This is a genomic window from Geitlerinema sp. PCC 9228, assembly GCF_001870905.1.
Classification (GTDB): Bacteria; Cyanobacteriota; Cyanobacteriia; order Cyanobacteriales; family PCC-9228; genus PCC-9228.
This window is the reverse complement of the sequence record NZ_LNDC01000108.1, coordinates 1-15,482: the sequence shown is the minus strand read 5'-3', so window position 1 is coordinate 15,482 and position 15,482 is coordinate 1. Positions and strand designations below refer to the sequence as shown.

The 15,482-nt window shown below is 46.0% G+C and carries 13 protein-coding genes; 7 read left to right on the top strand and 6 right to left on the bottom strand.

Features of this window, described 5'->3' with window-relative positions:
- Nucleotides 1-297: 297 nt before the first annotated feature.
- Complete coding sequence (locus AS151_RS11875) at nucleotides 298-1,260, top strand: hypothetical protein (protein ID WP_071517275.1); 963 nt, start codon at nucleotides 298-300, stop codon at nucleotides 1,258-1,260.
- A 27-nt stretch (nucleotides 1,261-1,287) separates the two neighbouring features.
- On the opposite strand, the gene AS151_RS11870 is transcribed toward AS151_RS11875, so the two are convergent.
- The 3 genes from AS151_RS11870 to AS151_RS11860 are packed head-to-tail and all read right to left on the bottom strand — an operon-like array spanning nucleotide 1,288 to nucleotide 6,418.
- The gene (locus tag AS151_RS11870; protein WP_071517274.1) at nucleotides 1,288-3,369 is read right to left on the bottom strand and encodes a glycosyltransferase family 39 protein; all 2,082 of its coding nucleotides are present in this window, start codon (nucleotides 3,367-3,369) and stop codon (nucleotides 1,288-1,290) included.
- Nucleotides 3,370-3,391: 22 nt separating this feature from the next.
- Nucleotides 3,392-5,068 carry a glycosyltransferase family 39 protein gene (locus tag AS151_RS11865; RefSeq protein WP_071517273.1) on the bottom strand — a complete coding sequence of 559 codons (1,677 nt, stop codon included), beginning with the start codon at nucleotides 5,066-5,068 and terminating at the stop codon, nucleotides 3,392-3,394.
- 21 nt (nucleotides 5,069-5,089) lie between these two features.
- Entirely contained in the window at nucleotides 5,090-6,418 is a 1,329-nt protein-coding gene (locus AS151_RS11860) for a glycosyltransferase family 4 protein (protein WP_170861380.1), read from the bottom strand.
- A 365-nt stretch (nucleotides 6,419-6,783) separates the two neighbouring features.
- Here AS151_RS11860 and AS151_RS11855 point away from each other — a divergent pair, with 365 nt between their 5' ends.
- The 6 genes from AS151_RS11855 (at nucleotide 6,784) to AS151_RS11830 (ending at nucleotide 12,315) form a co-directional block, all read left to right on the top strand.
- Entirely contained in the window at nucleotides 6,784-7,962 is a 1,179-nt protein-coding gene (locus AS151_RS11855; protein WP_071517272.1) for a glycosyltransferase, read from the top strand.
- 284 nt (nucleotides 7,963-8,246) lie between these two features.
- The gene (locus AS151_RS11850; RefSeq protein WP_071517271.1) at nucleotides 8,247-9,194 is read left to right on the top strand and encodes a decaprenyl-phosphate phosphoribosyltransferase; all 948 of its coding nucleotides are present in this window, start codon (nucleotides 8,247-8,249) and stop codon (nucleotides 9,192-9,194) included.
- A 72-nt stretch (nucleotides 9,195-9,266) separates the two neighbouring features.
- Nucleotides 9,267-9,941 (top strand): class I SAM-dependent methyltransferase, encoded by a 675-nt coding sequence (locus tag AS151_RS11845; RefSeq protein ID WP_071517270.1) that lies wholly within the window; start codon nucleotides 9,267-9,269, stop codon nucleotides 9,939-9,941.
- A gap of 39 nt (nucleotides 9,942-9,980) precedes the next feature.
- Nucleotides 9,981-10,550 (top strand): YqeG family HAD IIIA-type phosphatase, encoded by a 570-nt coding sequence (locus tag AS151_RS11840; RefSeq protein ID WP_211517581.1) that lies wholly within the window; start codon nucleotides 9,981-9,983, stop codon nucleotides 10,548-10,550.
- A 36-nt stretch (nucleotides 10,551-10,586) separates the two neighbouring features.
- Complete coding sequence (locus AS151_RS11835) at nucleotides 10,587-10,931, top strand: SMR family transporter (RefSeq protein ID WP_244532988.1); 345 nt, start codon at nucleotides 10,587-10,589, stop codon at nucleotides 10,929-10,931.
- A gap of 82 nt (nucleotides 10,932-11,013) precedes the next feature.
- Nucleotides 11,014-12,315, top strand: a complete 1,302-nt coding sequence (locus AS151_RS11830; protein ID WP_139240632.1) for a hypothetical protein — start codon at nucleotides 11,014-11,016, stop codon at nucleotides 12,313-12,315.
- 325 nt (nucleotides 12,316-12,640) lie between these two features.
- On the opposite strand, the gene AS151_RS11825 is transcribed toward AS151_RS11830, so the two are convergent.
- The 3 genes from AS151_RS11825 to AS151_RS11815 all read right to left on the bottom strand — a co-directional run.
- Nucleotides 12,641-13,696: a hypothetical protein gene (locus AS151_RS11825; protein WP_071517266.1), complete on the bottom strand. Its 1,056-nt coding sequence runs from the start codon at nucleotides 13,694-13,696 to the stop codon at nucleotides 12,641-12,643.
- Between the two features lie 12 nt (nucleotides 13,697-13,708).
- Complete coding sequence (locus tag AS151_RS11820) at nucleotides 13,709-14,356, bottom strand: FHA domain-containing protein (protein ID WP_071517265.1); 648 nt, start codon at nucleotides 14,354-14,356, stop codon at nucleotides 13,709-13,711.
- A 134-nt stretch (nucleotides 14,357-14,490) separates the two neighbouring features.
- Nucleotides 14,491-15,482 (bottom strand): hypothetical protein (locus AS151_RS11815; protein ID WP_211517580.1); only part of this gene is annotated, 992 nt, incomplete at its 5' end.

The following is a 15,482-nucleotide window of genomic DNA, read 5'->3' as shown; positions in this document are numbered from 1 at the left end:
AAGAATTTGATTCAAATCAAAACTGGGCAAAACAAGCAAATTTGGTACGGAATTTTGAGAATTGAATTGTAGGGAATCGTATCGCTGGAACCCTGCGGCAATGCACCGTATAGCGCCTCTAAGTTTCAATTTATTTGATAGATAGAATGTTTTGCTCAGTTGCAGATATTGCTTCTGCAAGAAAATAACTGGCAAGCAGCCGTAACTCAGATGGTGGGGTGAGCCATGCCTCCCTACAAAAAAGTTTTTTATTCTACTTCACCTACCTGATTTTTGACTAAATTTATGGAGACTTTTATGGATAATTTTGGAGTTGTTATCGCCTGCTGCCAAAAAGACTACAATTTTGCCAAAGGGTGCTGTGCTAGCGTCAGATATTTTCTCGGGGATGTACCGATTTGTTTGATTGTAGACGGTCGTTTTTCGACCCAGAAGCTACAGGAAACTTATCAAGTTACTGTCATCAACCAAGAACAAGTTCGGCATCCAGAATTAAGGAAAAAAAGTTTTGGTTTTGGTCTGACCAAAATGGTTGCCTTCTGGGAAAGTCCTTGGGAATATTTTTTATTTTTAGATGCGGATACGGTTGTTTGGGGAGATATTCTGCAATATAAAGACTTTGAAAGTTACGATTTGCTGGTGGATTATCCTGCGGAAAAGAATATTTCCCACAGCAAAATCAATCAGGAATTTATCGATATTGCTGAATTTCAGAAACATTTTCCCGAATTTCCTTGGCAGAAGATGCCTTTTTGGGTAACGGGTGTATTTTTTGCCAAGCGAGGGATTTTCGATCTGGATGAATATTTGGATTTACTAAAATTTAGCGATCGCTACCCGGATGTTTTTAAATATGGCGAACAAGGCATGCTTAATTTTATGGCTTGCCGTGCTGCTGCAGCTGGCAGAATACGGTTAAAAACCCATCCAATTCAAACCCTGGTTTTGTATTATTCCAGAGAATTTATGCAGCAAAATTTTTCCACCAATGAAAGCGGACCAGTTTACAATGTCCATTCCCAACCAAGCGTCATTCACTGGGCAGGTGCCAAACCATTTTTTATCAACTCCGATTTTTACTACAACCTACCCATGAATTTTTTTCGGGAAAAATTTCTTTTAGATGGCTGGAATTTATCTGGAAATTTAGCTCAATCAAGCCTTTTGTGGGAAGATTTTTACTGCTACCGCCCCAAACAGAAATTTGTCAGAAAACTCTTGCAGCGTTCTTTTCATTTTGAGTATAAATTAGTACGGTAGGGTGGGAATTCCCACCCGAACCTTTTATTACTTCAAAGAAACATTGCTATCCCAAAAAATTCGCATTCCTTCTTGCGACCAAGCTTGCGTGTATTTTCTTTGGTTTTCAGTCAATTCGCTTTGTTGGGCAGCATCCGAGTCGTAGGCAAAAATGGCACAAGGTGTAAAGGTTTCCTTTTGAAAAACGGCACCTACTGAGGTTTTATTAGAAACGTTTACATGCTTAATTCGTACGGGATTGCCACCAATTTCTTCTCCCAACAGCATCCAGAGAGGATATTCCCAGGTATCGCCACCGATGGATAAACCAATTTGCGAACAACTTTGGGAACGCAGCCAGTCTGTTGCTGCTGTATAAGGTTGCTGCAAATCGGGTCGATTGATAAAGTAAAGGTCGCGGCGGCTTTGATTAAAAATATTAACAACTTGGTCGGTTTCGACAATTTGGCTGTTGGCGATTAACGGTCGCGATTCGTTGAAAAATACCCACAGCAAAGACGAAACAAATAGCAAACCGGCGAGGCTATTGGCAAGGAGACGGCGTTGGATAAGATTGCCAAAAACTGTACCCACAAATGCCGCAGCCAGTACGAAAACAGAAAGGTGCAAGCGACTCCGCCAAGGCGACCAAATAATTAAGGCACAGAAGAGCAAAAATCCGGCGGCAACAGCGAGAAAATAAACGCCGAGAAAATATCGCTGGCGGGGTTGCATTTGGCGGTATTTTCCTAGAAAATAACCGAGGGCGAGGAAAGTTAAGAGTAAATGAAGACCGTTGCCTGCCAAATCTTCGTGGTTGATCAGACTGTGCAAGCCAAAATTTTGTCCGGGGGGTGAGGTAATGCTGGGTTCTTCGGCACTAATTCCCAAAACTACTTGGTGAAATTGTTCGATTGCGTTGATGAGAATTTGGTTAATCGAAGGAACGGGGGTGCTAATGTGCAATGCTAAATTGCGGATAATTCCCGAAATAAAAAATACGAGGTTAAACCCGCCAGCTTGTTGGTTGGTAGAAGGTCCCAAAATAGAACCAAACCAGATATAATTTCTGATATAATAAGCTGCGTTGAGTGCCAATGCGATCGCGCCTACTCCGATGATGGGTTGCCACAAACGCCAGCGTAGTTGCCACAAACCACTAATTCCCAACCAAATGCAGAAAGGAAAAACGTACAAATAGGCGGTACCTTTGGTTAAAATGGCTAATCCCAAACTTGCCCCTAAATACGGAACGTAGGTGAGGGTGCATTGTTCTTGTAGGGTTTTTAATGTAAAATAGGCAAAACAGACTACCCAAAAAGCAATTATATAATCGGTTTGGGTGCTGGAACCTTGTAAAATACCAATGGGTAAAGTAGCGCAAATCAATGCTGCTAAAATTTGCCCGCGTATATCTGCTCCTAACTGTTTGGCAATGAGAGAAACCCCAATAATACTGCCTACCATTGCCAACCATTGCGGGATATTAAACAGGCGATCGCTATCGGTTAAAATTTGTAAATGCGCGATCGCATAGCTTCCCCATGGACCGGAGTACAATTGTCGGGGAATATTGGTTTGATAGTGGTCCACACTTTGGTTTTGAATCCAATGCAATACCCTCCCCAAATGATAGGTCATGGAATCCCAATTGTTGGGCGGTGAAATGAAAGCGATCGCGCCTACTGTTGCCACGATAAAAACAATACACCAAACCCAAACATTCCGCCAAATATGAATAGCATGTTCCTGGGATTGTTCTTGCGTTTCTTTAAAAGATTTCTGTTGCCAAACCAACAAACTCATGATACCAACACTTGCTCCCCAAAACAAAGCCAACCCGGATAGAGAAAACCCAGGCAGCAACCAAGCAAGTATCCAACCAATAGTAACAAAAAAGAGGCTCCATAAAAAGGAAATCCAAGTGCAATCTTGAAAACCGTTCCCCCAACAAAATGTCAAACCAGACGGTTCAAAACCTTGGAAAAGACTGAGAATTTCCGTAAATGCTGTCAGTAAAATCCCCCAAATTAAGGCAGCAGCCATCATGGCATGACGACTTTCGTGACCTTTTCGGCGCAGCCAAACAAACAGCAAAACCAACGTTACAATCGGCAAAACAACCAACATAACCCTTCCTCATTATTTTTCGCTATTGTTTTTGAAACTGCCAAAGCTTGGTTTCGGCATTTTCATATACCAAATTTTTGCTTATGGCGGCATTTTCTGCAGTTTGGGGAATATCAATTATCGAAAAAACATCGCTATATTCGTCCATATTCTCTATAGGAAGTTCCGGTTCTTCGACAATATAAATAGTTGTGCGATCGCTTATCATATAACTAAGAATCATCAGCGCTTTGCCGCGATAGTTGCCGATGAAAAGAGGTTTTTCCGATTGGTTGACCATCGCCGCTACTTCCACCATTTTGGCGTCGAGACCCTTGTTCCACCAGGAGTTAGCTGGGGAAATCAAAACGCAAGAAAGCACCCCAGCGGATAGGAAAACTGCCAATCCCCCTTGCCAAATTTGGCGGTAATGGTTTTGCCAGTCGGTTATTTTTACTGTAAATAAATAGGTAACCGCAAGTTGAACGCCAATAAAAAAGGGAAACAGATAGCGGGGAATTTCCGAACGGTCTCCGCCTTGGAAAACATCGGGAATAATAAGGGCGAAAGGCGTAATGCTGACCAACAGAAACACCAAAAAAGGTGCGTGGGGGGCTTCTTCTGCAGTGGAACCATGGAATTGATTGCGGTTCTTCCACCAACGCCACAGCAAAAATGCGATCGCGTATAATGCAAATAAAGCCACCAACGGCGCTATGTAACGAGCTAAGTGCAAATCCGGAAAGTTAGCGTTGGGATAGTAAGGTCCGTAACTAAAATCCGCAAACAAACGATAAAAATGCACCACCCAGGTGCGAATCAAACCGGGAATGTATACAGTATCGTTGGTAAAAGCCGTAGGTGGGTCGATGCTTTGGCGAACAATAGAAGTAACAATCACCGCCAGCCAAGGACCAAAAAGCGCAATTCCCCCAAGGGAGGCTAAGCCATACGCCAGCAACTGGCGGGTAAAGCGAAACCGTTCCCGTACCAACGTATAAATGGCATGTCCCAACGCCACAAACACGTAAAATAGATGGGCGTACAATCCCAAAGCAACTGTGACTGCATAAATTCCCCAACCACGAACGGAGGGTTTGCGCAAAGCATGCAATAAAGCCGCACTGGAGAGCAAAATCGCTACCCCCCACAGGGTATACTGTCGCGCTTCTTGGGCGTATATCAGGTACATGGGGGAAACCGCCACCAATCCCATGGCAATCCATTTAGCGGGAGAAGTTTTGCCAAATAATTCCTGTGCCAGCCAATACATGGCGGGAAAGGCAAACAAGCTAATAACCGCTGACAAACTGCGAATGGCAGCGACGGAGTTACCAAACAATTGCACCCAAAACCGCGCTAGGAGAAAATACAGAGGGGGGTGTTCCGGTCGGGTAGCCAAGGCTTGCATGGCATCGCTGAGGTTGCGATCGCTACTGACGCGCTGGTATCGTAAAAAATCGTCGGGGGTGAGAAATCGAGCATCGCGATCGTTACTGCGGACGCGCTCCAACATATCAGCTTCCATCATATCGCGGGTGTAGCCGGAAATTCGCAAAGAAGTGGAGGTTTCGTCCAGCCAGTAGACTTTTTTATCTAAATTCACCAAGCGGAAGAAAATCCCCAACACCAGCAAAACCACGACCAACAGTCGCAATCCAGCGAGCAAGCGTTCTTGGGCAGTAGCTGGGGATTTGGTAGATAACAAGCGCACATTCATCCGACAGTCTCCAAGTATGGTCTATGGTTGCAGGTGGGATGTAGCTGGTATAGCTAGGCGTTGAAAGATGGTTTGGGCAAATTTTTCGGCAGCATTTTGTTCGGCAAAAGCTCTCATGGAAGCGCGATCGCACCATTGCTCCGTATCACTACTGAGAAACTGTGCCAACCCCTTCGCGATCGCTGCCGGTGATGTGGAATCCACGCACAATCCCAAACGGTGGCGACGCACCAACTCTCCCATCAAACCGTAATCGGAACTGAGAATGGGTTTTTCAGCAGCCGCAGCCAGCAATAAAATCCCGCTCATCCCCACATGCCTTTGATAGGGCGCAAGCACCACATCAGCAATTTGAAAATAGGCATCAACCTGTTCGTCGGGGATAAACTCGTACTGCTGAATCGCCTGCAACGGCTTGATTTGGCAGATATCGCTCAAGCGGGATTCAATTTTGCTCGCCAGGCGGGATTCCCCCACCAAACACAAGCACATCTGCTGGCAAAGCTGGGAACTCTGCTGGCGAAAGGCTTCTAGCAGTTGAAAGACCCCCTTGCGTTCCGTTAAAGCACCAAACAGCAAAAACACGCGGCGATGGGGTTCGATTCCCAAACGTTGTCGCAAGGTGGCTACCTGGCTGGGAGAAACGGAGTTGGCAGTCACGGGATCGGGAAGGGCAACCGCTTTTGGGGGTGAATAGCGTTGGTTGAGCTTTTCCACCGCAAACGGATCCAAACAAAACAAAGTATGCAATTGCGGTTTCCGAAGCATCCGCGACAGAAAGAACTTCTCCCGCCGCTGCCACCAACGTTCCTTCCAGGTGGGGGGGTTACCGTGCAAATCTGGATAGTGAAACGTGGGACGAAAATAAATACCAGAAACCATGCAGGGAGCGGGTTTGGCAAAAATAAATGGGAATTGGTAAGTATCGAAATACAACAGCAGACAGTGGGTAATTGCCAACTCACGTGCGTATTTGCACAGAAGCTCCCATTCTTGGACCCCCCGCCAAGCGCGCTGTCGGGCGGATTTTCTCCCAGGTAAGGCAGCGGCTTCCGATGGGGTAATGGCGACAAAACGAATATCTGACTGCCGGTCTGCCAGTGCCACCACGTCGGCATGTTCTGTCAAAAACCGCGGCGAAACCAAAATATGCAGGCTCTCCCCTTGGGGTTGTTGCTGCCAGTAACGAATTAGGTACTTAATATAGTTGGGATGGTGGCCGCGAACTGAAAGGTCAAACAGCAAAATCCGCGTTGGTTGGCTGTCTGCAGATGCCGTTTTTCCTTGATGGGTGTGGGTCTGGGTATTTCCATCAATAGCATCATCTCTAGCTGTTGGTTTGAGTTTCATGGTATCCAAGCAAAATCCCCACAAATGCTAGTGCGATCGCGTTATGCTCTAGAGAGCGATTCCAGCCAATAACCCATTCACCGCACCGAAAACAGCGTACGAGGAACGGCTACTGGCTTACAAAACAAGCGATAATCATTCAATACCCTTCTCCCAGTACTATCCAGGAGAACTTTATTGTATAAGGTACACAGGAAATGCCAAATCTGGGGAAAAACCCGGAAAAATTTACACAATCTTTAAAAGTTAATTTCCCAATTCCCAAAAGATCGACTATACGATGAAGGCAAGGTAAGAGGCGGAAGCCACGGTTTCTTTTTCCCACCCTTCCATATATCTCCCCATCTCCCCAAGAGGTTAGAACGATGTCCGAACGCAGACCCCATATTGCCCTGTATCTCAACCATCTCGGCGGCGGCGGTGGCGAACGCGCTATTATTTATCTAGCCCGGGGCTTTGCAGAACAAGGTTTGAACGTGGATTTTGTCCTCAGTTCCACCAAAAGTCCCCATTTGTGGCGCATTCCTGATTCGGTACGCATTGTCGATTTGCAAGCGAAAGGATTGCTAAGTAGCCTGAAAGCCTTGGTAGGTTACTTGCGACGGGAACAACCCCAAACCCTACTATCTGCTTTGCACTATCCCAACGAAGTAGCCATTTGGGCGAAATATCTATCCGGCGTTCCCACCCGCGTGGTGGTTTGCGAACAGAATACCCTATCTCGCAAGGCGCAAAACGAAACCAAATGGACCAAACGTCTCACGCCTTGGTTCGTGCGTTGGCTGTATCCTTGGGCAGATGGCATTGTTGCGGTCTCCGGCGGGGTTTTTGACGACCTGTTGCAAGTAACCAAATTATCGCCAGAACGCCTGCGGATTATTTACAATCCTGCTGTCACCAACCATATTACCCAGCAAGCCAGCGAACCGGTGGACCATCCCTGGTTGGCTGCCGATGCCCCACCGGTGATTTTAGGGGTAGGGAAATTAGAGGCGCAGAAAGACTTTCCCAATCTTCTCCGTGCTTTTGCCCAAGTACGTGCCCAACGTCCGGTAAGATTGATTGTATTGGGATGGGGACCTCAAAAGGAAGCATTGCAGAATTTAGCCGCAACGTTAGCAGTGGCTGATGATGTGGATTTCCCTGGCTATGTGGATAATCCCTATGCTTATATGGCTAGGTCGGCGGCGTTTGTTTTGTCTTCTGCCTGGGAAGGGTTGCCGTTTGTTTTGGTAGAGGCTATGGCGGTGGGAACGCCGGTGGTGTCTACGGATTGCCCCAGCGGACCTCAGGAAATTCTCCACGGTGGCGAATACGGTTGGCTAACCCCAGTGGGAGACAGCGAGGCGTTGGCGGCGGCTATCGATAAGGTGTTGGATGGTCAGGTCAAAACCGTTCCTTCCCAATGGCTGCAACAGTTCACATTAGAGAATGTTGTGCGGCAGTATCTCGATGTTTTGGGGATCGATTCACCGGCTGCAGAAGCGGATGTTTGCCCAAAAGCAACAGAAAGGGTGGCTCGGCTTAACCGTAAAAATACGTAGAAAAGTCTCTGATATTAGATTGGCTCCAGTTTGCACAACCGCAATACTCCGGAAGTTTTCTATAAAGTTTCTGTAAAGTTTCCCGAGGCAACTTGCCACTCCCATCACCCTAATGGCATACTAAATTCAACTTTGCGCAATTAGCGGATTGTCGAGACAGTGGGATAAGCGACTGCCAAGCATAACAGTATTTTTCTGCGTTTGTACGTCCCCATCTGCTACTCGGAAGCTAGCCAGCACTCGCACTGCCAATTGAGATAACCGGGTACAGTCAGGTTTCGCTCATGATTGCTAAAAAAACGGCCGTAGCTCCCTATATTATGGCTCTCAGGCCGCATCAGTGGACCAAAAATTTGGTGGTTTTTGCCGCTGCTTTGTTCTCTTTTCACTTAGACGGGCAAGCATTGCTCAGTAGTTTGTTCGCTTTTGCCTTATTTTGCGGCATTTCCAGCAGTTTTTATTTGTTCAACGATATCACGGATGTAGAATCCGATCGCCGGCATCCGGTCAAATGCAAGCGACCCATTGCTTCGGGGGCAGTGAGCGTTCCCGCAGCTACGATAATGGCGATCGCGTTGTTTGGCGGTACGGTGGTGCTGGGTTTGCTGCATTCAATGCCTTTGGGAGCTACGTTGCTTGCCTATGCAGCACTGCAATTTGCTTACAACAAGCGATTGAAACGCGCCCCCATTTTGGATATCTTTGCGATCGCGGGTGGGTTTATTTTGCGTGCTTGGGCGGGGGCTGCCGCCATTGGTATTACCTTATCTCCGTGGTTTCTCTTAGGGGTGGCTATGTTGGCTTTGTTTTTAGGTGTAGAAAAACGCAAAGCCGAACTGCGCTGGTACGAACTCCAAGGGGGGAAAAAGACCCGCGCCGTTCTCAAACGTTATTCCATGGAACTGCTACTGCGCCTGGAAAATACTGTGACCACTGGGGCGATTATGAGCTATGCTTTGTGGAGTTCCGGTCCGCAAGTGAAAGGTGCTCCCACGCCTTGGATGATGGTTACCTTGCCATTTGTTTTGTACGGGATTTTCCGCTACCAACTGCTGAGCGACCCCAAAGAAATCTGCTGGCGTGCTGGTACGGATAAGCTAGAGTCCCATATTCGCACCGAACGTCCTGAGGATATCCTGCTTTCCGATTTCCCTATGCAGCTTACCTTAATTGGTTGGGTGACAACGATTATTTTGATTCTCAGCCTACAAAATCAAGGGATCGTTCAGTAACGCGGCTTTTATATTTTTTGGTATTGATGGGAATTAACAATGAATATGTTTAAATCTCTCTTCCGTCGGCTCATGTCTGCCCTACATACGCCCGTATATGAAGCTCGCTTGCGGGAGTTGGTATTGCGCATCACCCCTTACCTGCAACCAGGCGATCGCGTTTTGGACGTGGGTTGCGGTACGGGAAATTTGGGTCATGCCATTTTACAATCGGATTTGTGCCCCTCTGAGGTAGTGGTAGAAGGATTGGAACGGGTACGACGCGGCGGCGAACCCATTACCGTCACCGAATACAACGGCAAATCCATCCCTCACGAGGATAATACCTACGATGTGGTTATCGTAGCCGATGTCTTGCACCACGAAAAAGACCCGGAACGGCTGCTGCGCGAGTGCATGCGGGTTTCCCGGCGATTGCTGATTGTCAAAGACCATCAAATTAAAGGTCCGCTGGCTTGGTTGCGGGTTTCTTTTATCGACTGGGCAGCTAATGCACCTTACGGGGTTCCTTGCTTGTATCGCTACAATACCCCCAAACAGTGGCAGCAACTATGGCAGCGGTACAACTTAGAAATTTTAGAAGAACGCCCCACCATGGAATTGTATCCGCAGGGGGTGAATTTTATCTTTGGCGGTAGCTTGCAATACATGGCAGTTTTGCATGTTAACGGTTCTTATTCTGAAGAAACTGTCAGCGAAATTTTTGCTCGCAAAGCCAATTCTCCCTCGGAAAAAGTATCTTCGTAATTTAATTTTTGCCCAAACCAATGTCAATCGATGTTTAGGATGGAGACCGTGGTTTTTTTTCAATCCTCTCGCCTAATTTCCCAAAATTTGCCCAAGCAAGCCGTACTTTTGGCGGATATTTCGTTAGAAGACCTCCAGAATTGCGGCATTCGCGGTTTCATTGTGGATTTGGATAATACCATTGTTTCTGAAGACGATCGCTACGTTTCTCCCCATGCAGAATCGTGGCTGGCAGAAGCCAAACGTCGGGGATTTCGATGCTTTATTTTATCCAACGGCAAACGCCGCCATCGGGTAGAATATTGGTCGCGTCGCTTGCAAATTCCAGCCATTAGTCCGGCGCGCAAACCGTTTCCTTTTAGTTTTTACAAAGCTTTGGCACACATGCAAATTTCTCCCCAAGAAGCGATCGCGATTGGAGACAGTCGCCATACGGATATTTTGGGAGCATTTCTGTTAGGTTGCCGCTGCATTCAAGTGGCTAGTTTGCCCCATCCTCCTCGCTGGTGGGAAAATCTTTTTGGTGGTTGGGTACAGTTTTCTTGCCCTCCCGAGGTTCTTCTGTGGCCGCTAGAAGCTTTGGCAGAACCTGAGGAGGTTTCCCTTTAAAAGTAAAATGCCTTTCTTTTTGGAAATTTATATGCTATGTCAGCAATGATGCAACTAATTTTTAGCTTTTTGCTCTGTGTTTCAGTAGGATTGAATACTATAGCACAAATTTTATTAAAAACAGGTGCCAGCCAAAGTTTGTTAAATTTGCATGTTTTGGGGGGGATTGTTGTTTACGGTTTGGCAGCGATCGCGTATATTGTGGTTTTGGGAAAATTCAATCTTTCCCTTGCTTATCCCATTTTGGTGGGATTGTCAGCTGTGGCAACGACGATTGCTGGTGCCATTTTATTTCGAGAAAAAATTTCTATGGTGAACTGGTTTGGCGTGGGATTGACCATTAGCGGCATTTTTGCCATTTCCCTCGGTCGTTCTTCGTAATTTGCCAGATAAGCTAAGCTGGTTTGCCATGTTTTAACCATAGAAAAAATCGGTCATTTTTGCATCTATAGGGGTTTGTTTCATGTCCGTTTTGAAAGAGGGAACCAATAACGAGGAAATCATGGGAATCCCCTTTCCCATTGGTATTTTGCGTCGGGTATGGGTTGATGTAGCGGTTGCTGTGGGATTGGGTTTTCTAGGTGCGATCGCTTCTTTTTGGGGAGCGCAGTTTGTCGATCCGAAAGTAACCGATTTAGATGCTATTAACATTTGGTTTGAAGCCGACTTACCCAGGGTTTATGCTAATATGAACACCGGTTCCACGGCAAGTATGGCATGGATGGATCGCACCGCCGTTCACCCTTTATTTTTATTAATTGCTTTTCCTCCCACTGTAGGATTGCGATACATTCTTAATTTAGAACCGAGAACTGCCACTCAAATTATAATTGCCATCGTTGCCTTGCTTTGGGTAGCCGCTTTGTTTGCTTTGTTGCGGGTTATTGGTTGCCAGCGTTTTGATGCCGGATTGTTTTGCCTGTTAGGAGGAACCAGTGCCGCTGCCATGTTTTGGTTTAGCGTTGCCGAAACCTATTCTTTTGGTTCTTTAACTATTGTTTTGGGATTGTTGTTTGCAGCGTTAACCCAATGTTATTGGTTCTCTCGATTGTGGTACATAGGCGTTAATATCATAACATTTAGCATCACCGTTACTAACTGGATGGTGGGAGTTTTAGCTACTTGGATAAACCATCCCACCAAACGTACAATTTGGATTGGTGCTCAAGCATTTTTCTTAACCGTTGGATTGTGGTGCGTACAAAAAATATTTTTCCCAGGAGCAGGATTTTTATTCCTAACCAAAGATGATATCCGCTATATTGCACCTGAAGAGGCAGGAGGCTTGCTCAAGATATTGCAGTCATTTCTCGCTCACACTATGGTGATGCCATTGGTGGAAGTATTTAGCGATCGCTATCCAGACAAACCCGAACGCTTGCCAATCATCCTAACGCAAACTTCCGATCCCGGTTCTGCTAGCATCTGGGGAACGCTGGCAGTGGTGTCTTGGTTGGCTTTACTGGCATTGGGATTGCTCTCGCTATTTTCTATCAAGAAAGCACCCAAGTTGCGCTGGGTGTTGGGGTTGACATTGCTGGGTCAGTTGGTCTTACACTTACTCTACGGCGGCGAAACCTTCCTCTATTCGCTACATTTTATCCCTTTGTTCGTGGTTTTGGCGGCTTTAACCAGCTTAACGCGCTGGCGCTGGATAGGATTGGGATTGGCGGTCTTGGTCATTGCTTTTAGCCTTCCCAACAATATCCAACAATTTCAAGAAGTTAATGAAATAGTTTCTCAACTGACAGCACAGTTGGAGTAGAAATTGGCCAGCATGGGAGTGTTAAGGAAAATATGACCATTTTCTTAAAAGTTCGCAATAGATAATCGGTGTATTTCTGTAGGGAATTCTGCGCAAACCGACCCTAATACCATTTCCTAAATAATATGCAAGAGATAATAGAGGCATTTTTGTAGGGGCGCAACGCGTGAGTAGGGGCGCTTCGCGAAGCGCCCCTACCAGGGCAATTGAGAACTTCCAGACAATCGTTGTTTTTCAGAAATAGTATAACAGGGCAATAAAAAAATACCAAAAAATCATTTCTTTTTAGAAATAGGACAAGTTCCAAATAAGTTCCAGCGGTTGGTCAGTTTCTCAATTCTAAACCAGCAACCGTTGCCTCGATCGCCTTAACCGCCTTTTCCACACCGTCTAAGGGAATTTGACTCCCTCGCTGGTAAGGTTGCTGTAAATAAAAACCAACAGCCGCGATCGCATGTTCTATTTCGGGAACCGATGTCAGACAATTGGCAAATCGGGATTTGGCTTGCTGGATGCGGTAGTCTTGACGGTCGTAGCGACGGGGAAACGGCGTTGCTACCCACCGAATTCCCACTGCCAAACATTCAAAACCGCTGTTGTAGCCGCCACCCACCACTGCCACATCCGCCGCTGGCAAACATTCGATGCCTGGAAAATGAAAACACCAGCGACGGTCGTTGCTAGACTGAGAAAAATTTGCCGATAAACAGCGAACTTCTGCGTGGGGAAATGCTTGGCAAAAACCATCGCATAGCTGCGTATACCAAGATAACTCTTGCGGTTTTCCAGACGCGATCGCTACAATAACTGGAGAACGGCTATTGCTAGAAATACGCAACAATTTTCTGGCTTGTTCGCGAGAAGGAAGTTCTTGCGGATGTCGCAGCAACCAGGGAGAGGTATATTCTGTTTGTGGTAGGTGGGAGAGGGGAAGATTTCCCAGTTCTCCGGGAATCAAAATGCGATCGTACAATTGCTGGCTAAACGCTACAATTTGTTTGGCTGCCACGTAGCGGGGATGGAGATGGCGGTGAACCAAAATTTTGGCGGTTGCCATATTTGGCAAGATATCGACCAACTCCCCCAGCAACCCTCGCGGAAACGTATCGACAATAATAACTTCTGGCGATTGCTGTTGTAGGAACGTTTGAACGTAAGCTTGGGTTTGCTGTTTTCCCCAATCGGCAGGAATGGCAACAATCCGGCAACCTTCTAGCATGGGAGGTTGGGAGTTGCTGCCAGCGTAACGCAAAACTGCGGAAATATAGCGGCTGTTGCATAAAATCGTCACCGGTCGTTTTCGAGAAGCAATCCTTCCCAACGCCAAACTGCGGATGCAATGACCCCATCCGCCTCCCAAAGCATAAATCAACCAACTCATCAACTGTTCGATTTAGCTGGCTTCTACTTCTTCTTCAAACGCTTCGTCGCTTTCTTCGCCAGCTTCTTCCGACAAGGCTTCCGCATCCCCTTCGGTAAAATCCACGGCTTCTTTTTCGGAGTCGTAAACGTATAAATGCCGGTTGGCGTAAGCTTGCCACCCCCAGCTATCGTAACGACCAAATCCAGGGTAGTAGGCGTAGTCTTGGTGGTAAATCTCCTCGTAACTTTTGCCGTTATTTTGGTTTGGTTGGCAATACCAACAACCGGTAGGGTCTATACGACCGCAACGGCGTTTGAAAAGAAATCCTACTTGTCGGTTGCAACCTGGCATGGCAGAACCCAATTTTACCTGAAATTGATAGTCGCCAATTTGAAAGCGATCGCCATTTACAATGGTACTACCTGGCAACCAGGTATCGTTAATTTGGATGCTGGAATTAGTCTGACAGCCACGAATTAGCAGTTCGCCGTTGCTTTCTTCGATGGTAGCGTGGTAGCCGTCGATGTTTTCGCCGCCAAGCGATAAATGGGAAACCGATTTGCCACCAATGGTTTGCGGCATTTCATCGGCATTGCTACCCAAAGCCACTGGAAGTTGCAAGGTGGCTTGTTGCGGTTGCTTGGTTTTGGGGTCTTGCCAAGTTAAATGGAGTTGCATAAATGAGTCTTTCAAATCGAGGAACGATTGCCGCTACAATTGCGATCGCTTTGTCAATACTATCTTGAATTTTATCGAGATTTTGCCAGGTTGAACCAAAAACCGGTATTCTTCTCCCAAGTAGGGAAATACCGCTATCCTTTTTTTGAAAGTTCCCTCGCTAAATTTAAAATTTGATAGGAACTTAACAACATCGCCACCACCGTACCGTAAATTTCCTCAAGTTGAACGATCGCATTGCCTGTCAGCTGTCTTTCATTAGATTGACCTGTAGGTTGTATGGGATGAATTTTTACCCTCATTTTTATCGAATTGTCTTTTACTTGAAGTTTTTTACAAGTTGTATTTTCAGGAAGTTTGATAGCATTTTGAACGTCGGATTGCAAAACTTGGATAGCGCCATATCGCTTTCGAGAAAATTTTAAATGCAAAAATACTTCTGTTGCTTTACATTTGACTTTGCTTTTAAATTTGCGTTTGCCGCTACGGCTGCGTTTTACACCAGAAGCTTGGCGGAATAAATCTTTAATGGCTAGGGAAAAATGCGTTTTGTCGCTGAATTTGCCGCTAAGTTGCAACCATTGAAACTCATAAGATTTGAGTTTCCAACCAGGTTTCTGGGGATGGGGATTGACTTGGGTTTGGTTATATTTGCGAACGACTGGTTGAAAGGATAAATGGATTTGCAGTTGGCTATCTTCTTGAGAATCCCGATTTATAAGTTCTAGCAGTTTCTGGGTGAATTCGTAGCGGCGTTTGCTTAGGTGTAATCTTCCGTTCTTACCTAGGTACAAAAAGCTGAAAATGATAGTAAAAATTATCGAAAGGAATAGTACAGGAAAACCCACGCCTGGCATTGCGAACGTGGCAAGGAAAGCGATGAAATCTATAATGATGGATATGATGAGCCATTTTTGAAATTTTTTGTAGGTTTGCTCCAACCATTGGTCAATGGCGACAATCTGTTGTAAATCGCCAATAATTTCTTTATAGGAATCTTCTCTTTCGTAGGCACGAGTTTTCTTTAACTGTTTCCAGGTTATTGGCATTATTTTATTTCCTCGCAGCGATCGCTTGTAGAAGGTTTCGAGAAAAGGGAAATTTTTTTGGCAGAGGGCTTGACTTT